Annotated in this window: 20 protein-coding genes; 3 read left to right on the top strand and 17 right to left on the bottom strand. The window is 72.1% G+C overall.

Features of this window, described 5'->3' with window-relative positions; genetic code table 11:
* Positions 1 to 193: 193 nt before the first annotated feature.
* Entirely contained in the window at positions 194 to 841 is a 648-nt protein-coding gene (locus ACSNOG_RS06445; protein ID WP_436751563.1) for an alpha-ketoglutarate-dependent dioxygenase AlkB family protein, read from the bottom strand.
* Between the two features lie 168 nt (positions 842 to 1,009).
* On the opposite strand from ACSNOG_RS06445, the gene ACSNOG_RS06450 reads away from it, so the two are divergent.
* Positions 1,010 to 1,609 carry a carboxymuconolactone decarboxylase family protein gene (locus ACSNOG_RS06450; protein ID WP_436751564.1) on the top strand — a complete coding sequence of 200 codons (600 nt, stop codon included), beginning with the start codon at positions 1,010 to 1,012 and terminating at the stop codon, positions 1,607 to 1,609.
* On the opposite strand, the gene ACSNOG_RS06455 is transcribed toward ACSNOG_RS06450, so the two are convergent.
* The 3 genes from ACSNOG_RS06455 to ACSNOG_RS06465 all read right to left on the bottom strand — a co-directional run bounded on the left by ACSNOG_RS06455 (position 1,606) and on the right by ACSNOG_RS06465 (position 3,671).
* On the bottom strand, positions 1,606 to 2,439 hold the full coding sequence (locus tag ACSNOG_RS06455; RefSeq protein ID WP_436751565.1) for an SAM-dependent methyltransferase: 834 nt from the start codon (positions 2,437 to 2,439) through the stop codon (positions 1,606 to 1,608). The two genes, ACSNOG_RS06450 and ACSNOG_RS06455, sit on opposite strands and share 4 nt — an antisense overlap.
* A 104-nt stretch (positions 2,440 to 2,543) precedes the next feature.
* Positions 2,544 to 2,801, bottom strand: coding sequence for a DUF397 domain-containing protein (locus ACSNOG_RS06460; protein WP_030365045.1), 258 nt, complete (start codon positions 2,799 to 2,801; stop codon positions 2,544 to 2,546).
* A 3-nt stretch (positions 2,802 to 2,804) separates the two neighbouring features.
* Positions 2,805 to 3,671, bottom strand: coding sequence for a helix-turn-helix domain-containing protein (locus ACSNOG_RS06465; RefSeq protein WP_190020032.1), 867 nt, complete (start codon positions 3,669 to 3,671; stop codon positions 2,805 to 2,807).
* 136 nt (positions 3,672 to 3,807) lie between these two features.
* Here ACSNOG_RS06465 and ACSNOG_RS06470 point away from each other — a divergent pair, with 136 nt between their 5' ends.
* Positions 3,808 to 4,293 (top strand): ATP-binding protein, encoded by a 486-nt coding sequence (locus ACSNOG_RS06470; protein WP_436751566.1) that lies wholly within the window; start codon positions 3,808 to 3,810, stop codon positions 4,291 to 4,293.
* 27 nt (positions 4,294 to 4,320) lie between these two features.
* Here ACSNOG_RS06470 and ACSNOG_RS06475 read toward each other — a convergent pair whose 3' ends face one another.
* Positions 4,321 to 5,112: an SGNH/GDSL hydrolase family protein gene (locus ACSNOG_RS06475; protein ID WP_436751567.1), complete on the bottom strand. Its 792-nt coding sequence runs from the start codon at positions 5,110 to 5,112 to the stop codon at positions 4,321 to 4,323.
* A 210-nt stretch (positions 5,113 to 5,322) separates the two neighbouring features.
* Here ACSNOG_RS06475 and ACSNOG_RS06480 point away from each other — a divergent pair, with 210 nt between their 5' ends.
* On the top strand, positions 5,323 to 6,129 hold the full coding sequence (locus tag ACSNOG_RS06480; protein ID WP_436751568.1) for a tyrosine-protein phosphatase: 807 nt from the start codon (positions 5,323 to 5,325) through the stop codon (positions 6,127 to 6,129).
* A gap of 36 nt (positions 6,130 to 6,165) precedes the next feature.
* Here the strand turns inward: ACSNOG_RS06480 and ACSNOG_RS06485 are convergent, their stop codons facing one another.
* From ACSNOG_RS06485 to ACSNOG_RS06540, 12 genes are all read right to left on the bottom strand, one after another.
* Positions 6,166 to 7,605 (bottom strand): aspartate aminotransferase family protein, encoded by a 1,440-nt coding sequence (locus ACSNOG_RS06485; RefSeq protein WP_436751569.1) that lies wholly within the window; start codon positions 7,603 to 7,605, stop codon positions 6,166 to 6,168.
* Entirely contained in the window at positions 7,602 to 9,638 is a 2,037-nt protein-coding gene (gene dxs, locus ACSNOG_RS06490) for a 1-deoxy-D-xylulose-5-phosphate synthase (protein WP_436751570.1), read from the bottom strand. The genes ACSNOG_RS06485 and dxs overlap by 4 nt, the downstream gene beginning before the upstream one ends.
* Positions 9,639 to 9,714: 76 nt before the next feature.
* On the bottom strand, positions 9,715 to 10,881 hold the full coding sequence (gene ispG, locus ACSNOG_RS06495; RefSeq protein ID WP_436751571.1) for a flavodoxin-dependent (E)-4-hydroxy-3-methylbut-2-enyl-diphosphate synthase: 1,167 nt from the start codon (positions 10,879 to 10,881) through the stop codon (positions 9,715 to 9,717).
* Positions 10,882 to 10,886: 5 nt separating this feature from the next.
* Positions 10,887 to 11,909, bottom strand: coding sequence for an adenosyl-hopene transferase HpnH (gene hpnH / locus ACSNOG_RS06500; RefSeq protein WP_436751572.1), 1,023 nt, complete (start codon positions 11,907 to 11,909; stop codon positions 10,887 to 10,889).
* A gap of 5 nt (positions 11,910 to 11,914) precedes the next feature.
* The gene (locus ACSNOG_RS06505; protein WP_436751573.1) at positions 11,915 to 12,565 is read right to left on the bottom strand and encodes a phosphorylase family protein; all 651 of its coding nucleotides are present in this window, start codon (positions 12,563 to 12,565) and stop codon (positions 11,915 to 11,917) included.
* Positions 12,565 to 14,586, bottom strand: coding sequence for a squalene--hopene cyclase (gene shc / locus ACSNOG_RS06510; RefSeq protein WP_436751574.1), 2,022 nt, complete (start codon positions 14,584 to 14,586; stop codon positions 12,565 to 12,567). The genes ACSNOG_RS06505 and shc overlap by 1 nt, the downstream gene beginning before the upstream one ends.
* Before the next feature lie 117 nt (positions 14,587 to 14,703).
* Positions 14,704 to 15,768, bottom strand: a complete 1,065-nt coding sequence (locus ACSNOG_RS06515) for a polyprenyl synthetase family protein (protein ID WP_436751575.1) — start codon at positions 15,766 to 15,768, stop codon at positions 14,704 to 14,706.
* Between the two features lie 71 nt (positions 15,769 to 15,839).
* Positions 15,840 to 17,300 (bottom strand): hydroxysqualene dehydroxylase HpnE, encoded by a 1,461-nt coding sequence (hpnE, locus tag ACSNOG_RS06520; protein ID WP_436751576.1) that lies wholly within the window; start codon positions 17,298 to 17,300, stop codon positions 15,840 to 15,842.
* A gap of 82 nt (positions 17,301 to 17,382) precedes the next feature.
* On the bottom strand, positions 17,383 to 18,333 hold the full coding sequence (gene hpnD, locus ACSNOG_RS06525; RefSeq protein ID WP_436751577.1) for a presqualene diphosphate synthase HpnD: 951 nt from the start codon (positions 18,331 to 18,333) through the stop codon (positions 17,383 to 17,385).
* Positions 18,330 to 19,202: a squalene synthase HpnC gene (gene hpnC, locus ACSNOG_RS06530; protein ID WP_436751592.1), complete on the bottom strand. Its 873-nt coding sequence runs from the start codon at positions 19,200 to 19,202 to the stop codon at positions 18,330 to 18,332. The genes hpnD and hpnC overlap by 4 nt, the downstream gene beginning before the upstream one ends.
* A 462-nt stretch (positions 19,203 to 19,664) precedes the next feature.
* Positions 19,665 to 20,477: an ABC transporter ATP-binding protein gene (locus tag ACSNOG_RS06535; protein WP_436751578.1), complete on the bottom strand. Its 813-nt coding sequence runs from the start codon at positions 20,475 to 20,477 to the stop codon at positions 19,665 to 19,667.
* Entirely contained in the window at positions 20,470 to 21,405 is a 936-nt protein-coding gene (locus tag ACSNOG_RS06540) for an ABC transporter permease (protein WP_436751579.1), read from the bottom strand. The genes ACSNOG_RS06535 and ACSNOG_RS06540 overlap by 8 nt, the downstream gene beginning before the upstream one ends.
* Between the last annotated feature and the right edge of the window lie 66 nt (positions 21,406 to 21,471).

Consider the following 21,471-nt stretch of genomic DNA (forward strand, 5'->3'; position numbering starts at 1 on the left):
CGGTGAACTTCCCGCTGCGCCGTCCGGGCTCACCCCCGTGATATGAGCCCGGACGCGCGGCCGGCGCATCGCCGGGGATCCACTGTGCAGCGTCGCGCGGGCAGATGCACGTGAATTTTCCCGTGCATCTCCCCTGCCGATCCCCTGAGCAGGGCCTCTTCCGGGGACCACATGAAATCCCCTCACCGGCTCCTCACAACCCACTCACACGGAGGGTGAGATTCAGCCTGCCGGTAAGGCCGAGGGCGGCGGGGCCGGTGCCCGGGTGAGTGCGGGGCACGCCGTGGAAGGCGAGGCGCGAGGGGCCGCCGAAGACGAAGAGGTCGCCGCTGCGCAGCTCGACGTCGGTCCAGGGGCGGCCGCGGCCGCCGGGGGTGCCGAAGCGGAAGACGCAGCTGTCGCCGAGGCTCAGCGAGACGACCGGGGCCGCCGACTTCTCGTCCGCGTCCTGGTGCATGCCCATCTTCGCGCGGGCGTCGTAGAAGTTGACCAGCGCGATGTCGTACGCGGCGGGTTCGGGCTCCGTGCCGTACGCGTCGGCGACGGCCTGCACGGCCATCCGCCCCAGCAGGTCCGGGAACGGCTTGACCGGCGCCCCGTCCCCGTCCACGACGGTGCGGGCGTAGCCGTAGGGGTACCAGTGCCAGCCGAGGCAGACGGTGCGTACGGACATCTGCCCGCCGTTCGGCATGCGGACGGTGCGCAGTCCGGCCGGGGGCCGCGCCCAGGTGCGGCAGGCGGCGAGCAGGCGCTGCTGGGCCGCGAGGTCCAGCCAGCCGGGGACGTGGACGGCTCCCGGGGCGACCTCGGTCCGGGGCCGGGAGAAGAGCGCGTCGTCCATGCCACCCAGCCTAGGACGGCTCTCCGGGGTCCCCGCCGGGCGGTGTGACGACGGTCTCACCCGTGCGGCGGCCGGGGATGTCACGGATCGGCCGCTCCGGTCCGTCGTACGGGCACAGGAAGCGGGCACGCCCCCCGTAGCCGCACCGTCCCGATGGAGGAACCCGTCATGGCCAGGATTTCGCTCACTCCCGACCGCACCCCGCTGATCCGGCTCGTGCAGTGGTACAGCAGGCGCGCCTACGGCAAAGTGCTGGAGCCGCTCATGGCCGCCGCCCACAACCGGCGCGTGCTGCTCACGACGTCCCGCTTCGAGATGTCGCTGGCCCGCTGGAACAAGCTCGACCCGCAGCTGAAGGCGCTGGCCGTGATGGCGTCGGCAGCGGCGATCGGCTGCTCGTGGTGCATGGACTTCGGCTACTGGGTCAACCGCGGCCACGGAATGCCGCACGAGAAGCTGCGCGACGTCCCGGTGTGGCGGGACAGCGACGCGTACACCCCGCTGGAGCGGGACGTGCTGGAGTACGCCGAGGCGATGACGGCCACTCCGCCCACCGTCGAGGACGACCTGGCGGAGCGGCTGCGGCTGCGCCTGGGCGACGCCGCGTTCGTCGAGCTGACCGCGATGGTCGCGGTGGAGAACCTCCGCTCGCGCACGAACGCGGCGCTCGGCCTGCACAGCCAGGGCTTCAAGGACACCTGCGAGATCCCGGCCCGCCCGCAGGAGTCCTCGGCCCCGGCGGCGGGCCGAGCCGGGCGGGCGGGCTAGCCCTTGCGGCCCACTCCCCCGTAGAAGATCGTGTCGTTGAGCTCCGCCGGGCCCGGGACCGGCCCGTCCGGCCGCCACAGCGGCACCCGGACCACGCCCGGGTCCAGGAGCTCGAAGTCCCCGAAGAGCGGTTCGACGGCGGCGCGGTCGCGCAGGTGGAGACCGGCGGTGGCGTTCTTGTACGTGCCGACGACGCGGTCGCGGGCCTTGACGTCGGTGTAGCCGTCCGCGTACCCCTCGTACGGCTCGGCCGTGGCGTGGGAGAGCACGAGGTGGCTGCCGGCCGGGAGCGCGTCGGCGAAGGCCGCGACGATGCCGGCGGGGTCCTCCTCGTCGGTGACGAAGTGCAGGACGGCCACGAGCAGCAGGGCCACCGGCTCGTCGAAGTCGATCAGCTCGCGCACCTCGGGGCGGGCCAGGATCGCCGCCGGGTCGCGCACGTCGCCGAGGACGAAGCCGGCCTGCCCGGTGCCGGTGAGCTTGGCGCCCGCGTGGGTGGCGACGATCGGGTCGTTGTCGACGTAGGCGACCCGGACGTCGGGGGCGATCTCCCGGGCCACCTCGTGGGTGTTGGGCGAGGTGGGGATGCCCGTACCGATGTCGATGATCTGCCGGACGCCGCCGCGGACGACCTCCCGCACGGCGCGCTGCAGGAAGGCCCGGTTGGCCCGGGCGGAGAGCCGGACCTGCGGGTGCGCCTGGATGACGTGCTCGGCGGCCTGCCGGTCGACCTCGTAGTTGTCCCAGCCGCCGAGGTAGTAGTCGTACATCCGGGCCGGGTGCGGCCGGCTGGTGTCGATGTCCTCGGCCGCGAAGCCCTGCTGGCTCATGCGGTGCTCCGTTTCGGTTGGTTGCGCGGTGGGCGTAGAGGGTCAGGGCCGCGGCGCACGGGCGGCGCGGGCCGCCCGGCGCTGCCGCGCACGCGTCCGCGGGGTCATTCGCAGGCGGCGCCGGAGCCGGCGAGCAGGAAGTCCGCCGCCCCCGCCTTGGCGCCGTTGATGAAGCTCTCCATCTCGTGACGCGTGTAGATCAGCGCGGGGCCCCCGGGGTCGGTGGACTGGCGCAGGGCGATCCGGCCGTCGCCCAGCAGCAGGGCTTCGACGCACGAGCCCCCGTTGCCGCCGCTCCACGGCTTGCTCCACCCCTCGGTGCCGAGGTCGGTGGCGGGCATGCCGTTGTAGATGCGATCCATGGTTCAGATCTCCTTACGAATCCCACCCAGGATTGCCTCGGTGGTGTGTGCCGGCGCGGCCTGCGCGCACATGCGGTCCAGCGCCTCCAGGAAGGCCGAGACGTCGTCGCGCTGGTCGAAGTACGAGGCGCCGACGAGGTTTTCGGCGTACGCGATGTCCGGCAGCTCCGGGAGGGGGAAGCGGAAGATGTGGAACGGTCCGTACATCGCCGGGTGCGGCCCGGCGGCGAACGGCATGATCTGCAGCCGTACGTTGGGCATGGCGGTGGCCTCGGCGAGGCGGGCCACCTGCTCGCGCATGATGTCCGGCCCGCCGATGGGCCGGCGCAGCACCGTCTCGTCGATCACCACCCACAGCAGCGGCGCGCCCTCGCGGGTCAGCAGCGACTGGCGCTCCCGGCGGACGGCGACCGCCCGCTCGACGTCCGCCTCCGGGGCGTGCGGCATGCCGGCGCGGAGCACGGCGCGTGCGTAGCGCTCGGTCTGCAGCAGGCCCGGGACGTAGTGCGGTTCGTAGGCCCGGATGAGGTTGGCCTCGCCCTCCAGGCTGACGAACGCGCTGAACCACTCGGGCAGGACGTCCCGGAAGCGGTGCCACCAGCCCGGGCGGTTGGCCTCGCGGGCGAGGGCGAGGAAGCCCTCGACCTCCTCGGCGTCGCTCACGCCGTAGACCCGCAGGAGCTTCTCCACGTAGGGGAGCTTCAGGCCGACTTCGGCCTTCTCCATCCTGCGGACGGTGGCGTGGGTGACGTCGAGGGCGCGGCCCGCCTCCTCGTAGGAGAGGCCCGCCTTCTCCCTGAGGTCGTGCAGCCGCTTGCCGAGCACGACCCGCAGGACGGTCGGTGCGCCCGCCGGACGCGCTTCCGCCACTGTTCTCCCCCTCCGTGCCCGCCGAACGTCTGCTGAGCGTCAGTTGCTTGTCATATGCCGCAGTCTGTCACGCGCCCCCCGGAGCCGACAGACTGATCTGACGATTCTGCAATTTACAGATTGAACCTTGCCACACATGAGCCGTATCGCACATAGTTACGGCGTGGTCCCCTCCCATGACGCACCTTCGCTCGGACGCCTCGGCTGTTCCATGGCCGTACGTCTGCAGGACGCCTTCCACTTCCCGGCTCGCGGCGCCTCGGTGGCAGCCGCGCGAAAACGGGTCCTCGCGCAGCTGCGGGAATGGGGAATCGACGAAGTGGCGTGCGATGACGCACAGTTGGTGGTGTCGGAGCTCTTCACCAACGCGGTCCGGCACACGGACAGCGCGAACGTCAGCTGTCAGCTGAGGGTGCTCGGTGCGCATCTGCGCATAGAGGTGGGCGACCAGGGCCGCACCCCGACGCAGCCGCGGGCCCGGTGCAGCGGGGCGGACGAGGAGAGCGGCCGGGGCCTGCTGCTCGTGGGCGCGCTGTCGCAGGCATGGGGGGTCCGGCCCGACGACAGCGGCCGGGGCCGGGTCGTCTGGGCCGATCTCGCCGCCGGGCGGCTCTCCCCCTGAAAAGGCATCCCGGCGGCCGAAGGGGCGCTACAGCGGCAGCAGGTCCGGCCGCTTGGGCTCGACGTGGTCGCCCGAGGACTCGCCGCGCAGGCGGCGGCCGATCCACGGCACCAGGTGCTCGCGCGCCCAGTGGATGTGGTCGCGCCGCACCTCGGCGGGCGAGCGGTGGTCCTCGTCCGGCCAGGCCTGGTCCGGGTCGGCCGGCACCTCCAGGCCCAGCACCTGGGCGGCCCGCAGGGCGACCCGCGTGTGCCCGTCGGGCGAGAGGTGGAGCCGGTCCTCGCTCCAGGCCCTGCGGTCCTGCACCGAGCGCAGCGACCACAGGTCCAGGACCGGGCACCCGTGCCGGTCCGCGATGGCGCGGACGTGGGCGGTGTACGTCGCGATCTTGCCGCGCAGGTGCCGCAGCACGGGCATCCCGCGGGTGTCGAAGCCGGTGCACAGCAGGACGGTGCCCACGGAGGAGGCCAGCTCGGCGACGGCCTTCTCATAGCGCTCGGCCACGGCGTCCGGGTCGCTGCCCGGGCGCAGGATGTCATTGCCGCCCGCGCAGAACGTCACGAGGTCCGGGCCGAGCTCCATCGCCCGGGGCACCTGCTCCGCGACGATCTGGTCCAGGAGACGGCCGCGCACGGCGAGGTTGGCGTAGCGGAAGTCGTGCTCGGCGCGCTGGTCGGAGAGGAGTACGGCAAGTCGGTCGGCCCAGCCGATGAAGGTGTCGTCCGGACCCGGGTCGCCGACGCCTTCGGTGAAGCTGTCCCCGACGGCTGCGTACGACCCGATCGCGCTCTTGCTGAATGAATTCGAATCGTCTGCCACGTCGGTACATCTTTCCTCGCGAGGAGTGACCTACGCCACCGTAACCAGGGGTTGACGAGCCGTGATGTATCCCACCCCGAGAAGTGGCCGCACCCGGAATACGTCGGCGCGGCTACCGCAGCGGGGCCGTTGCCCGTACAACCGGTGTCGTAAGGTCGTTGAACCGCTCCGCCGGCGAGCAGCGCCGGCGGCCTGGCCCTGGGAGCGCCCGTGACGCAGACGCCGCATGTGCCGTCCACCGAACCCGAGCTGGCGGGGGTGCGCAACTTCCGCGACCTCGGCGGTCTGCCGGCCGCCGGCGGGCGGCGGGTGCGCCACGGCGTCCTGTTCCGCAGCGGTCACCTCGCCCACGCCACCGAGGACGACGCGCGCTTCCTCACCTCGCTCGGCCTGCACACGGTCTTCGACTTCCGCAACGCGGCCGACATCGCGCTCGACGGTCCGGACGTCGAGCTCACCGGCGTGCGCAACGTCAACCTCCCCCTCAACGACCCCGCCCACGGCGCCGAGTTCTGGAACATGGTGCGCGCCCGCGACCTCGCGCACCTGCGGAACGTGCTGGCCGACGGCAGAGCCGCGGAGCGGATGGCCGAGACGTACCGGGAGGTCGTCACGGGCCGCACGGCCGAGCTCGGCCACGTCCTGCGCGCCCTCTCCGAGGACAGCGTGCCGGCGCTGATGCACTGTGCGGCCGGGAAGGACCGCGCCGGGCTGTCCGTCGCGGTCACCCTGCTCGCCCTCGGCGTCGGGCGCGACGTGATCGAGGCCGACTACCTGGAGTCGAACGCGCCGCACCGGCGCTACCGCATGCGGCGCGCGCCGCAGTCGACCGGGCCCGAGGACCGCGAGATCGCGGAGCTGCTCGCGCCGATGTTCGAGGCGCGCGCCGCGTATCTGCGGGCCGCGTTCGCCGAGATCGACGGCACGTGGGGCACGGCCGACCGCTATCTGACCGACGGGCTGGGGCTCTCGCCGGCGGCCCGTGAGCGCCTGCGGGACAGGCTGCTCACGGACTGAGGCACCGGGGCGGGGGCGGACGGCCGGACGGCCGGCCTAGCGGTTCGCCACCGCCTGCTTCACCAGCGTCCGCCCGAAGTCCCAGAGCAGCCCCCCGCCGCCGTGGGCGTCGTCCATGACCGCCGTGAAGGCGTCCACGAAGCGGTCCACCTCGCGCTCCCCGATGATCAGCGGCGGGATCAGCTTGATCACCTCCAGGTGGTCGCCGGAGACCTGGGTGAGGATGCGGTGCTTCTGCAGCAGCGGCACCACGACCATCTGCGCGAAGAGGCCCTTGCGGGCCGCCTGGAGCATGGCCCAGCGGCTGCGCAGCCCCAGCGAGGACGGCTTGCCGAACTCGATGCCGATCATCAGGCCGCGGCCGCGGACGTCGTGCAGCAGCTCGTACTTGCCGACGAGCGCGGCGAGCCGGGTCCGCAGCAGGTCGCCCGTGCGCCGGGCGTTCGCGACGACCTGCTCGTCCTCCATCACGGAGAGCACCGCGAGCCCGACGGCCATCGCCTGCGCGTTGGAGCCGAAGCTCGCCGAGTGCACGAGGACCCGGTCCATCGACGAATAGACCTTCTTGAAGATCCAGTCCTTGCCGAGGGTGGCGCCGACGGGCACGTAGCCGCCCGAGAGGGCCTTGGCGACGCAGACCAGGTCCGGCTCGACGCCCGCCTCGTGCTGGTAGGCGAAGAAGTCGCCGGTACGGCCGATGCCGGTCTGCACCTCGTCCGCGATGAGCAGCGCCTTGTGCCGGTGCAGGAGCTCCTGCGCGGCGCGCAGGAAGCCGGCGGGCGGCTCGTGGACGCCCTTGCCCTGGATCGGTTCGACGACGAACGCCGCCACGTCGCCGCAGGCGAGCTCCCGTTCCAGCGCCGCGAGGTCGCCCAGCGGGATCGCCGTGTCGGGCAGCAGGGGCGCGAAGCCGTCCCGGAAGCCGTCCTCGCCGTTGACGGAGAGCGAGCCGGTGGTCAGGCCGTGGAAGGCGTGCGAGCAGTAAAGGACGCGCGGCTTGCCCGTGGCGTACCGCGCGAACTTCAGGGCCGTCTCCACCGCCTCGGTGCCGCTGTTGCCGAAGAACACCCGGTCCAGGTGCGGCGCGTACGACAGCAGCTTCTCGGCGAGGAGGCCGGGCAGCGGCTGGCAGTCGAAGCGGGTGAGGTCGGCGAGCGAGGCGTCGAGGACGTCGTGCAGCGCCTTGCGGACGACGGGGTGGTGGCGGCCCACGCCCATCACCCCGAAGCCCGCGAGCATGTCGAGGTAGTCCTGCCCCTCGGCGTCCCAGAAGTAGGCGCCCTCGGCCCGCTCGTAGACCTTGTCGAAGCCGATGGTGTGCAGCATGCGCGGCAGCTGGTGGTTGAGGTGCCGGGCGTGCAGGTCGTACCGCTCGCCGCCGCGCTCGGCGAGCAGCCGGGTGAGGTCGAAGCCCTTGCCGCTGCCGGCGGCGGGGCGGTCGGCCGCGCCGGCGGTGTCGGTCGTGTCGGCTGTCATGCGTCGTCGTTCTCCTTGCCGGCCGCGGGAGCTCCTGCGGCTTGCTTACGGGCCCGGGCTCCGTTACGGGCCGGGGCCTCCTTGCCGGCCGCGGTGTCGTTACGGACCGGGGCCTTTTTACGGGCCGGGGCGTCCCTGTCGACCGCGGCTTCGTCACGGGCCAGTGCCGCGCTGATCCGGCCGGCGATCTCGGCCGGGGTGAGTCCGAGGTCCGCCAGGACCTCCGCGCGCTTGGCGTGCGGCAGGAACTGCTCGGGGATGCCGAAGGTGCGCAGCGGCACGTCGACGCCGGCGTCGCGCAGGGCCTGCCCGACGGCCGAGCCGACGCCGCCGGTGCGGCTGTTGTCCTCCACGACCGCGACGACGCGGTGGCGCGCGGCGAGCGGGGGCAGCGCGCCGTCGACGGGCTTGACCCAGCGCGGGTCGACGACGGTGCAGGGCGTGCCGCGGGCGGCCAGCAGCTCGGCGGCCTCCAGGCACACGCCGGCCATGGCGCCGACGGCGACGATCAGGACCTGTGCCTCGCCCTCGCCGGGCCCGGGGCGGGCGATCACGTCCATGCCGCCTTCGCGGGCCAGGGCCGGGACCGGCTCGCCGACGTTCTCCTTCGGGAAGCGGATGACGGTGGGGGCGTCCTCGACCTCGACGGCCTCGCGCAGCTGGGCGCGCAGCTGGTCGGCGTCGCGCGGGGCGGCGATGCGCAGGCCGGGGACGACCTGCAGGATCGACATGTCCCACATGCCGTTGTGGCTGGGCCCGTCGGTGCCGGTGACGCCGGCGCGGTCCAGGACGAAGGTGACGCCGCACTTGTGCAGGGCGACGTCCATCAGCACCTGGTCGAAGGCGCGGTTGAGGAAGGTGGCGTAGACGGCGAAGACCGGGTGCAGACCGCCGGTGGCGAGTCCCGCCGCGGACACCGCGCCGTGCTGCTCGGCGATGCCGACGTCCCAGACGCGGTCGGGGTAGGCGTCGGCGAACTTCGTCAGCCCCACGGGGTGGAGCATGGCGGCCGTGATGGCGACGACGTCGGGCCGCTCGGCCCCGATGGCGAGCATCTCGTCGCCGAAGACCGAGGTCCAGGAGCGGCCGGCCGGCGGGGCCAGCGGCCGGGAGGTGAGCGGGTCGATCACGCCGACGGTGTGGAAGCGGTCCGCGTCGTCCTCCACGGCGTGCTGGTAGCCGCGGCCCTTCTCCGTGCGGCAGTGGACGAGGACGGGGCCGTGGAAGCGCTTGGCCCGGCGCAGCGCGGACTCGACGGCGTCGACGTCGTGCCCGTCTATCGGGCCGAGGTACTTAAGGCCCAGGTCCTCGAACATGCCCTGGGGGGCGAAGGCGTCCTTGAAGCCCTTCTTCGCGCCGTGCAGGGACTCGTAGAGCGGCTTGCCGATGCCGGGCAGGCCCTGGATCGCGTCCTTGCCCCAGGACAGGAAGCGCTCGTAACCGTCCGTCGTGCGGAGGGTGGCGAGGTGGTCCGCGAGGCCGCCGATGGTCGGGGCGTAGCTGCGCTCGTTGTCGTTGACGACGATGATCAGCGGCCGGTCCTTGGCGGCGGCTATGTTGTTGAGCGCCTCCCAGGCCATCCCGCCGGTCAGGGCCCCGTCACCGATGACGGCGACGACGTGGCGGTTCCACCGGCCGAGGACCTGGTTGGCCTTGGCGAGGCCGTCGGCCCAGCCCAGGACGGTCGAGGCGTGGCTGTTCTCGATGACGTCGTGCTCGGACTCCTCGCGCGAGGGGTAGCCGGACAGGCCGCCCTTGCCGCGCAGCTTGGAGAAGTCCTGGCGGCCGGTGAGCAGTTTGTGGACGTACGACTGGTGGCCGGTGTCCCACAGGATGCGGTCGGCCGGGGAGTCGAAGGTGCGGTGCAGGGCGATGGTGAGCTCCACCACGCCCAGGTTGGGGCCGAGGTGGCCGCCGGTGCGGGCGACGGCGTGGATGAGGAAGTGGCGGATCTCCTCCGCCAGTTCGGTCAGTTCCTCGGCGTCCAGGGTCTTCAGGTCGCGCGGACTGCGGATGTTCTCCAGCAACGACACGCGGGCCCCCTCCTCGTCTTGCGGCCTGGGCCGGGCGGCCGCACGGTCGCTGTTCCTACGGTGGCGGTCGCCGGTCTCAGGCCACGGTGACGTGCGGGGCCCCGGGCAGGGCTCCGTCCGCCGCCATGGAGTCGGCGATCTTCATTGCTTCTTCGATGAGGGTCTCCACGATCTTCGACTCCGGCACGGTCTTGATGACCTCGCCCTTGACGAAGATCTGCCCCTTGCCATTACCCGAGGCGACACCCAGATCCGCCTCACGCGCCTCACCCGGACCGTTCACCACACAGCCCATCACCGCGACGCGCAGCGGCACCTCCATGTCCTCAAGCCCCGCACTGACCTGATCCGCGAGCTTGTACACATCCACCTGCGCACGACCGCAGGACGGGCACGAGACGATCTCCAGACGACGCTGACGCAGCCCCAGCGACTCCAGGATCTGCATACCGACCTTGATCTCCTCCGCCGGCGGAGCCGACAGCGAGACACGGATGGTGTCACCGATACCCTCCGACAGCAGCGCACCGAACGCCACCGCCGACTTGATCGTCCCCTGGAACGCCGGACCCGCCTCGGTCACCCCCAGATGCAGCGGGTAATCGCACTGCGCCGCCAGCAGACGGTACGCATTGACCATCACCACCGGATCGTTGTGCTTCACCGAGATCTTGATGTCCCGGAAACCATGCTCCTCGAACAGCGACGCCTCCCACAGCGCCGACTCCACCAGCGCCTCCGGCGTCGCCTTCCCGTACTTCTGCAGCAGACGCCGGTCCAGCGACCCCGCGTTCACCCCGATACGAATCGGCGTACCCGCATCCGAAGCCGCCTTCGCGATCTCCTTGACCTTGTCGTCGAACTGCTTGATGTTCCCCGGGTTCACCCGCACCGCAGCACACCCCGCATCGATCGCCGCGAAGACATACTTCGGCTGGAAGTGAATGTCCGCGATCACCGGGATCTGCGACTTCTTCGCGATCACCGGCAACGCATCCGCATCATCCTGCGTAGGACACGCCACCCGCACGATCTGGCAACCCGACGCCGTCAGCTCCGCAATCTGCTGGAGCGTCGCCCCGATGTCCGACGTCCGGGTCGTCGTCATCGACTGCACCGAAACCGGCGCGTCGCCGCCCACGGCGACCGGCCCGACCTGGATGCGCCGCGAGGGGCGGCGCACCGCGAGCGGCCGGGCCGGCACGCCGGGGAGCCCGAGGGACACCGGTCCCGCGGAGGCCACGGCCGTCAGCTCCGGTTCCCGGCGACGCTCTCGCGGGCCGCGCGGATCGTCTCCTTCAGCGATCCCATGGTCGCGAGGACGGCGGTCGGCTCGTATCCGCAGTGGGCCATGCAGTTGTCGCAGCGCGGGTCCTTGCCGCGGCCGTACTTGTCCCAGTCGGTCTCCTCGATCAGCTGCCGGTACGTCGGGACGTAGCCGTCGCTCATCAGGTAGCAGGGGCGCTGCCACCCGAAGAGGGAGTAGTTGGGGATCGCCCAGGCGGTGCAGGGGAAGTCGACCTTGCCCTCCAGGAAGTCCAGGAAGAGGGGGCTGTGGTTCAGCCTCCAGCGCGCCCGGTTCCCCCCGGAGAAGGCCTTCTTGAAGAGCTCCCGGGTCTGCTCGACCCCCAGGAAGTGGTCCTGGTCGGGAGCCTTCTCGTAGGCGTAGGCGGGCGAGATCATCATCTCGTCGACCTTGAGGTCGTCGTTGAGGAAGTTGAGGACCTCCACGATGGTCTGCGGGGTGTCGGTGTTGAAGAAGGTGGAGTTGGTGGTGACGCGGAAGCCGCGCCGCTTGGCCTCCTTGATGGCCTCCACCGCCTCGTCGAAGACGCCCTCCTTCGCAACGGACTCGTCGTGCCGCTCGCGCAGCCCGTCGATGTGCACCGCGAACGCGAAGTAGGGGGACGGGGTGAACTTGTCCATCTTCTTGCGCAGGAGCATGGCGTTGGTGCAGAGGAAGACGTACTTCCGCTTCGCCACCAGCTGGCGCACGATCTCGTGGATCTGCGGGTGCATCAGGGGCTCGCCGCCCGCGATGGAGACCATCGGCGCCCCGGACTCCAGCACGGCGCCGACGGCCTGTGCCACCGGCATGCGCTGCTTGAGCACACCGGCGGGGTGCTGGATCTTCCCGCACCCCTCGCACTTCAGATTGCACGCGAAAAGCGGTTCCAACTCGACGATCAGCGGAAACTTCTCACGCTTCCGGAGCCGCTGTTCAAAAAGGTACGTTCCTACCCGGATGGACTGGCGGAGTGGCATGGCCATCTGGCTCACCTCCTGGGGAGCAGTAAAGAACGGTGCCATTCGATAAAAGCCGGGAGGACGGTGCGCAGAACCCGGAAAGCCGATATTCCACCGCGCAACGTCCCGATTCGGACGAGTTCATGCTCTGGAGCGTCCACGACCACCCGGACGGCCGCAACGGGGCGCGGACCCGCGCGCACGGCGCTTCGGAGCGTGGCCGCGGACTCCATGTCCACGGCGAGCGCGCCGGCGGCGTGCAGGGCGGCCCGCTCCGCGCCGCGCACGACGTGGTCCGAGCCGACGAGGGGCCCGGTGTGGATGACGCGCCGGGGCACGGTGCGGGCGAGCTCCTTGGCGAGCAGCTCGACGCCCGAGCACTCGGTGCTGCCCGCGCGGTCCCGGGTCTCGTCGGCGACGACCAGGTCCCCGGGGTGCATCCCGGGGGCCAGGCCGGCGCAGAAGCCCGTGGCGACGACGGCCGCCTCGCGCATCGCCGGGTCGCCCAGGGCCCGGGTGACGGCATGGGCCGCGGCCTGCGGCCCCATGCCGGTCCGCAGAACGGTCACGGGCCCGGCCGCGGCGGCCGGGCCGCCCCCGCGCAGCGCCAGGCGCTCGATGCCGAGCGCGCAGGCGACCAGCAGCGGTGCGGGGGCGGGACTGCCCGTGCCGTTCGTCATCACGCCTCCAGGCGGTCGGGGGTGAACAGCTCCCCGTGCACGTAGCGGCCGAGGGCCGTGAGGGGGAAGACCTGCCGGTAGAGGTGGTAGTTGATGGAGAAGTCCCAGGGGAACCCGGTGCCGGTGAAGTGCGGCTCGTCCCAGGACCCGTCCGGGCGCTGGGTCTCCACCAGCCAGGCCACGCCCCGCTCCACGGCCTTGCCCTCCCGCTCGCCGGCGGCGAGCAGGGCCATCAGGGCCCAGGCCGTCTGGGAGGCGGTGGAGGCGCCGCGCCCGATCCACTCGGGGTCGCGGTAGGAGCGCAGGTCCTCGCCCCAGCCGCCGTCGTCGTTCTGGACGCCCTCCAGCCAGCGCACGGCCCGCCGGATCGCCGCGTGCGAGGCGGGGATGCCGGCCGCGACGAGCGCGGGCACCACCGAGCCGGTGCCGTAGACGTAGTTGACGCCCCAGCGGCCGAACCAGGCGCCGCTCTCCTCCTGTTCGGCCAGCAGCCACTCGACGCCGCGCCGCGTGCGCGGGTCGTGCCGCTCGCCGAGGAAGGCGAGCATCTCGACGACGTGCGCGGTGACGTCGGCGGACGGCGGGTCGACGACCTCGCCGAAGTCGCAGAAGGGCAGGCGGTTGGGCAGCGTGCTGGTGTTGTCCGCGTCGAAGGCGCCCCAGGCGCCGTTCTTCGACTGCATGCCCAGGTTCCAGCGGGCGGCCCGCCGCACGGCCGTCTCGACGCGCGCGGGCTCGGGGTGGCGGACCCGCTTGAGGGCCAGCACGACCTCGGCCGTGTCGTCGATGTCGGGGTAGGTGTCGTTGTGGAACTCGAACGCCCAGCCGCCCGGCGTCAGGCCGGGGCGGCGCACCGCCCAGTCGCCCGTCCGGTCGATCTGCTCGGCGAGCATCCAGTCGGCGGCCTTGACGAGCGCCGGGTGGTCGGGCGCCACTCCGGCGTCCGCGAGGGCGATGGTGGCCAGGCAGGTGTCCCACACCGGGGACTGGCAGGCCTCGATCATGCGGCTGCCGTCCTCGCGCCACACGGCGAAACGGTCCAGCGACTTGAGCCCCTCGCGCAGCACGGGGTGGTCCAGGTCGTAGCCGAGGAGGTGCAGGGCGATGATCGAGTAGACCGCGGGGGGCTGGATGCCGCCCCAGCAGCCGTCGTTCTCCTGGCGCTCGATGATCCAGCGGGCGGCCGAGTCGAGCGCGAGGCGGCGCAGGCGGGCCAGCGGGAACCGGCGGTAGTGGTGCAGGGCCTTGTCGAGCCGCTGGAAGACGCCGTCCCAGCTGGCGGCCGGCGCGAGCGGGCGCGGCGGGTTCGGCCGGGCCGGGTCGGCGTGCAGCTCGTCCAGCGGGAAGGGCGCGGGGCGCACGGGGCGCTTGGCGGAGACGACGGTCAGCGGCACGATGGTCTGCCGGGCCCACTGGCCGAAGTCGTAGAGGTTCAGGGGGAACCACTTCGGCAGGAACATGATCTCGGGGGGCAGTTCGGGGAGGTCCTCCCACTTCCACCAGCCGAAGAGGGCGAGCCAGATGCGGGTGAAGACCCGGGAGGCGGCGATGCCGCCCCGCTCGCGGATCCACGCGGAGGCCGCGGCCATGTGCGGGGCGTCGGGGGCGTCCCCCGCGAGCCGCAGGGCGACGTAGGCCTCGATGGTGGTGGAGAGCTCGCCGGGCCCGCCGAGGAAGGTGGCCCAGGTGCCGTCCGGGCGCTGCTCGGAGCGGATGTACAGGGCGGCGGCGCGGGTGGTCTTCTCGTCCCGGACGCCCAGGAACTGACGGAGCAGCAGGTCTTCGGCGTCCATGGTGACGTTGGTCTCCAGGTCGCCCTTCCACCACCCCTGCTCGTCCTGGCGGGAGAGGAGGTGATCGACCGCGCGGGCCGTGGCCCGCTCGGCGGCGGTGAGCGCGCCGGGCGCCTCGCCGCCGGTGAGCGGGGGTCGTGCCGTGTGCTGTGGCGCTGTGGTGCTGTCGGTGGCCGCGGCAGCGCGGGGCGGCAGGGCCCCGGTGCTTCCGTCGGTCGTCGCTGTCATGGTTTCCCCTTTTTTGCAGTGAGCTTCCTTCTCTGCCTTCCTGGGGGCTCCGTCGGCCGGCGCCGCAACACTGACGCCGGCCGGCGACCGCGATCTGCTAGATCGGGTGAATGGGAATCATCTCTTTCGTACGACGACGAAGTCGGCGAGCGCCACCAGTTGGGCTCGGACTTCTGCGGGCATGTCAACTCGGTCGAGGGCCTCGATCGCTGTCGCGTGCTGGCGGCGGGCCTCCTGGGAGGTCCACTCCCGGCCGCCCGCCTCTTCGATCAACATCGCGCGGCTGGCGAATTCTTCCTCGTCGAAGTCGGCGAGCTGGGCGTCACTGAGCCCCGCGTCGGCCGCGAGGATCTCCGCGAGCCGCTCGGAGGCGGAGCCGCCGGCCGCCAGGGCCGCGACCACCGGCAGCGACTTCTTGCGCTGGCGCAGGTCGCTCCAGGTCTGCTTGCCGGTGGCCTCCGGGTCGCCCCAGATGCCGAGCAGGTCGTCGACCGCCTGGAAGGCCAGGCCCAGGTGGTAGCCGTAGGCCTCCAGAGTGTCGGCCGTGTGGTCGTCGGCGCCGCCCAGGACGGCGCCGATGGAGACCGCGCAGGCGAGGAGGGCGCCGGTCTTGTTGCCCTCCATCTCCAGGCACTCCTCGACGGTGACCCGCTCGCGGTGCTCGTAGGAGATGTCCTGCGCCTGGCCGTCGATCAGCTTGCGGGTGGCGGTGGTCAGCCGCCGGGTGGCGCGCCCGGCCTCGACGGTGCCGAGCTCCAGCAGGATCTCGTTGGCGAGCGCGAAGAGGGCGTCGCCGACGAGGATGGCCTGCTCGGGCCCGTACACCTTCCAGACGGTGTCGCGGTGGCGGCGCTGTTCGTCGCCGTCCATCAGGTCGTCGTGCAGCAGGGAGAAGTTGTGCACGAGCTCCACCGCGACCGCGCCGGGGATGCCCACCTCCGGGGCGCGGCCGGCGGCCTCGGCCGAGAGCAGCGCGAGCGCGGGCCGGACGGCCTTGCCGCTGTCGCCGTGCGCCGGCCGCCCCTCGGCGTCGATCCAGCCGAAGTGGTACGCGGCGACGGTGTCCATGGGCGGCGCGAGCCGTTCCACGGCGGCACGCAGCACCGGCGTGGCAAGCGTCCGTCCCCGCTCCAGCATGGCGTTGACGCCTGCGGTGTCGACAGCTGGGATCGCCGAAGTCACGGTCTCTCCTCTGGTGGTCGTGCTCGTGCGCGGCCCGGTCCGGGCACGCGACGCTTCATGGCTCGCCTCGGTCATACCGCCTCCCGCAAGGGGCTCTCGTGCGGTCGGCCGAGCTCGGAGAGTGCCGCACCCGCGGCGTGGACACCGCTGCGCACCGCGCCCTCCATGGTCGCGGGCCAGCCGGTGGCGGTCCACGCGCCGGCCAGGTACAGGCCGGGCGTGTTCGTGCGGGCGGGCGGCCGCAGCCGGCCTACGCCCGGGGTGGGGGCGAACGTCGCTGTACGCTCCCGGGTCACGAAGAAGTCCCGGACGCCGGCGCCGCGTGCGGCGGGCAGCAGCCGCTCCAGCTCGGGAAGGTAGCGGGCCCGCAGCTCGGCCACGGGCCGTTCGATGTCGTCCTGTGCCGCCGACTGGGAGACGGCCAGGTACTGGCAGCCTTCCCAGCCCTCCCCGCGGGCCGCGAGGCCGGAGGAGTCCGTGCGGTCGAAGACCCACTGCACGGGCGAGCCCAGCGCGGCGAAGAAGGGCTGACGCAGGACCTTGCGGTCGTAGACGACGTGGAGGTTGAGGATGGGGGCGGTGCCGATCTCCAGCAGCCGGCCCGGCTCGTCGAGGGCGCCGTCGGGCAGCAGGGCGTGGGTCTCGCGCTGCGGCAGGGCGAGCACGACCGTGCCGGCCGTGAGCCGCTCGGTCGCGCCGGGGCCCGTCTCGGCGTCGACCTGCCAGAGGCCGTCCGCGGCGCGGCCGACGGCGGTGGTGCGGGTGCGCAGCAGCGTGCGGACGCCCGCCTTGTCGAGGGCGGCGCGGGCGCGGGTGTCGTGCAGCTCGCCGAGGGGGACGTGGGCCCAGCCGATGTCGGCGGCACCGGGGTCGGTGAGCAGCGCGGTCTTGAAGACCATGGTGGCCAGGCCGAGGGAGGACTCGTCGGCGGTGGCGTTGAGCGTGGCCACGCCGATCAGGTCCCACAGCGCCTCGACGGTGCGGGCGGACTGGCCGTGGCGGTGCAGCCAGCTCGCGAAGTCCGTGCCGTCGAGGGCGGGGTCCTGCGGGTCGAGGCCGCGCAGGGCGAGCGCGGCGCGGCCCACCGCGGCGCGCTCGGCGAGCGAGAGGTGCGGGTACGTGGCGAGGCTGGCGGCCAGGTGCAGCGGGACGGGCAGGCCGGTGCGGCGCAGCCGGCCGAGGCGGGGCTTGCCGGAGGGGTGGCCGACGTCGAGGACGGGCACGTCGAGCCGGTCCTGCAGGGGCGCGAGGTGCAGGGCGTCGAGCCGCTCGAGGAAGGAGGTGTAGGCGGTGCAGCAGCGCAGGTAGACGTGCTGGCCGTTGTCGATGGTGAGGTCGCCGCGGCGGAAGGAGAAGGCGAGGCCGCCGAGCCGGGGCCGGCCCTCCAGGAGGGTGACGCGCACTCCGGCGTCGGCGAGCTCCAGCGCGGCCGTGATGCCGGCGAGCCCGCCGCCGACGACCACCGCGCGGGCGGCCGCGGCGCCGTCCCCGTCGGTCGGGCCGCGGCCGGGCCCGGTTGTCGTGGCTGTCATGTGCGCACCCCTTCGGCTGCTCTCAGGGACGTTTTCGCAGGGCGGAGGGTTGCGCGCCGTTTGCCGGCCCGGGTCAGGGGCATCAAGCGCGCCCCCCGGCGGTCCGCCGGTGGACGCTGCGGGCGTCGAGTCCGGACAGGCCGCGCACGGCGACGTAGACCTTCTCCCGGCCGGGCAGCGAGACCCGGCCGCGCAGGACCGCCTCGGGGTTCTCGGCGATCCGGTCGAGCAGCCTGCGGTAGATGCCGGCCATGGCGGCGACGCAGGCGCCGCTGCGCCGGTCGAGCATGGGCAGCAGCCGGGTGCCCTCGGCGAAGAGGGCGCGGGCGCGCCGGACCTCGAAGTGGACGAGGCCGGTGAAGTCGGCGCCGGCGGGGGGCCTGGCGGAGTGGAAGCCGTCGGCGCAGCCGAACTTCGCGAGGTCGTCGGAGGGCAGGTAGGTGCGGCCGTTGGCCGCGTCCTCGCGGACGTCGCGCAGGATGTTGGTCAGTTGCAGCGCCAGGCCGAGCGTATCGGCGTATTCCGAGGCGCGTGCGGCATCGTGCGCGCCGGGCACGGTGCCGAACACGCCGAGGGAGAGCCTGCCGATGGCGCCCGCGACGCACCGGCAGTACACCGCGAGGTCGTCCCAGGTCTCGTACGACTCGCCGCGCACGTCCATCTGAACGCCGTCGATGAGTTCGTCCAGCCCGCCGAGCGGGATGGGGAAGCGGCGCGCGGCATGGCTGAGCGCGACGGCCACCGGGTCGGTGTCGTCCTCGGCGATCCGGCCCTCGCGGATCCGCGCGAGCAGCTCGCGCGTCTCCTCCAGGCGGCGGTGCTTGGCCCCTGCCTCCAGCGGTCCGTCCCCGATGTCGTCGACACGCCGCGAGAAGGCGTACAGCGCCGACATGGCGCGCCGCTTGGCGGTCGGCAGGAGCCGGATGCCGTAGCTGAAGTTCCCTGCCTGCTGTCCGGTGACCGCCTCGCAGTAGCTGTACGCGGCGAGCACCGGTGCGGACGCTTCCGGCGATCCGTTCACGGTCCTGCTCACCCCTCTCTTCGCAGTGTCGCTCCCACCTCGCGCAGCAGGCTGAGCTTGGTGGGCTTGGGCGGTCCGGGCAGTACGTCGTGTCCTGCGGCGGCGACCGCGCGGAGCGCGGCCCTCCCCCCGCCCACGAACCCCGCGAGCAACAGCTTCAACCTGCCGTGGACGCTACCCACCAGGGGGGTGCCTTCATTCAGCAGTTCCCCGGCGCGTTCCCCTTCGTACGCGACCAGGGCGCGCAACGAAGCGCCGCCGGTCGGGCGCGCGAGGTCGGCCTCGGTGACGTGGAAGCGCTTCATGTCCTCGGCCGGGAGGTAGACGCGGTCGCGCCCGAGGTCCTCGGAGACGTCCTGCAGGTGTTCCACGATCTGCAGCCCGGTGCAGACCGCGTCCGAACGGCGGATCCGCTCGGGGCTGGAGGTGCCGGTGATGCCCAGGACGAGGCGGCCGACGGGGTTCGCGGACAGCTCGCAGTAGGCGAGCAGATCGTCGTACGTACCGTAGCGGCGGACGCGCTGGTCCTGGCGGTTGGCCTCGATCAGCCCCAGGAAGGGCTCCGGGGACAGGCCGCAGCGGCGCACGGTGGGCCGCAGGCGGCGCAGCAGCGGGTGGCGCGGGCCGGTGCCGCCGTCGAAGACGCGCCGGAGGTCCTCCTCGAAGGCGTCCAGCAGGGCGAGCCGGGTCTCGCTCGTGTCCTCCTGCACCCGTCCGAGGCCCAGCAACTGCGCGTCCCGCCCGCCGGGGGCGAGATCGCCGTCGCCGATGTCGTCGACGAGCCGGGCGTAGCCGTAGACGGCCATGAGGTCGTCCCGCCAGGCGCGCGGCAGGAAGAAGGGTGCCACGGGGAAGTTCTCGTGCGCGGCCTTGTCGAGCACGGCGCGCTCGTGCGAGTCCGTCCCCGCCGTCACCGCGGGCTGCCCGGACCGGGGACGGCGTGCACGCCTCGGGGCTGGAGAGTTTCCGTAGCCATTGCCGTCACATCTCCCGTTCTACACTGCCGACCCAGAACATCCTATTTCGGACACGCCGCAGGGTAGACACCCCCTTCGGCGCCCCCTGCTCCCCCTTCGGCACCCACTGTCCCGCCGTATCCGACGCCGTCTCCGGAGTCGCGGATACACCGGTATCGCACGCTTCGCCGCAAATCAGCACGGTACAGCGTACGCCGTACACCTGTCCGACGCGCGGCCGGGTAGGTGCTTGATCCATACAATGCCACGCGAGCAACGAATCAACCCTGCCAATAAGCCAGTTGATCGTTACGGAAAGGTCAAGGCCCTCACCGGAGCGCACCGGCGAGGGCCCGCGGAAACCGGTCCGCGCCGGCCCGCACGGCGCTAGCGGGCCGTCTCCTTCTCGTAGGCCCGGACCACTTCCTCGGTCGGTCCGTCCATGAGGAGCTGTCCGTGCTCGAGCCACAGCACCCGGTCGCAGGTGTCCCGGATCGACCTGTTGTTGTGGCTGACGAGGAAGACCGTGCCCGCCTGCTTGCGCAGCTCGCGGATGCGGGCCTCGGAGCGCTTCTGGAAGGAGCGGTCACCGGTGGCCAGCGCCTCGTCGATCATCAGCACGTCGTGGTCCTTGGCCGCGGCGATGGAGAACCGCAGCCGGGCCGCCATGCCGGACGAGTACGTCCGCATGGGCAGCGTGATGAAGTCGCCCTTCTCGTTGATCCCGGAGAAGTCGACGATGTCCTGGTAGCGCTCGCGGATCTGCTCGCGCGACATCCCCATGGCCAGACCGCCGAGCATCACGTTCTTCTCGCCCGTGAGGTCGTTCATCATGGCCGCGTTCACGCCCAGCAGCGAGGGCTGGCCGTCGGTGTAGACCTTGCCGCGCTCGGTGGGCAGCAGCCCGGCGATGGCCTTGAGCAGGGTGGACTTGCCGGAGCCGTTGGAGCCGATCAGGCCGATCGCCTCGCCGCGGTAGGCGGTGAAGCTCACGCCCTTGACGGCGTGCACCTCGCGCACGCCGGCCCCCGGCTTGCGCTTGACGATCCGGTTCAGGGCGGCGGTCGCGCTGCCACGGCCGGTGTTGCCGCCGTAGACGCGGTAGACGATGTGGACGTCCTCCGCGATCACGGTGGGCACGCGGGCGCCGTTCCCGGCGGAGTTCGGGGCGGGGTTCGGGGTGGGGTTCTGTTCAGCCACGGCCGTACTGCTCCTCAGCCTTCCAGAAGTACACGAAACCGCCGACGCCCACCACGAGCGCCCAGCCGACCGCCAGCAGCCACACGTGCTGCGGCAGGTGGATGTGGCTGTGGTCCTCGATCAGGGACCAGCGCATCAGGTCGATGTAGACGGCGGCCGGGTTGGCCCCGACGACGTCGATGACCCACTGCGGCGCGTGGGTGCTCTGCAGCGCCTCGACCATGTTGTACATCACGCCGGACGCGTACATCCACGTGCGCGTGATGAACGGCAGGAGCTGCGCCAGGTCGGGCGTCTTGCTGCCCGCCCGGGCCAGGATCATCGCCAGGCCGGTGTTGAAGAGGAACTGCAGCACCAGGACCGGGACGATCAGCGCCCACGACGGGCCCGGCATGTGGCCGAAGCCGACCAGGAAGAGGAACAGCACGCACATCGACAGCAGCAGCTGCTGGAGCTGCTGCATGGCGAAGGAGATCGGCAGGGCCGCCCGGGGGAAGTGCAGGGCGCGCACCAGGCCCAGGTTGCCCGCGATGGAGCGCACGCCGGCCATCGCCGAGCTCTGGGTGAAGGTGAAGACGAAGACGCCGGTCACCAGGAAGGGGATGTAGGTGGCGAGCCCCATGCCCTTGGACTGGTTCATCAGCAGACCGAAGATCAGCAGGTACACACCGGCGTTCAGCAGCGGCGTCGCCACCTGCCAGACCTGGCCCAGCTTGGCCTGGCTGTACTGGGCCGTCATCTTGGCCCGGGAGAACGCGACGATGAAATGCCGCCGCGCCCACAGCTGCCGGGCGTACTCCGGCAGGCTCGGGCGGGCCCCGCTGACCGCGAGACCGTACTTCTTGGCCAGCTCGGCGGCAGACAGTCCGTCGTCGGGCGATGGCGGGGCACTCATGGCGACCGCACTGTCGTGCGTTGTCTCGCTCACAGTTGACACTTTCGTCCTCAAGGTGCGCTGCCGGGGACTCGCCCCGGACCGCGCCCGATGCTCATA

This window comes from Streptomyces sp. URMC 124, from assembly GCF_051386455.1.
Taxonomy (GTDB): domain Bacteria; phylum Actinomycetota; class Actinomycetes; order Streptomycetales; family Streptomycetaceae; genus Streptomyces.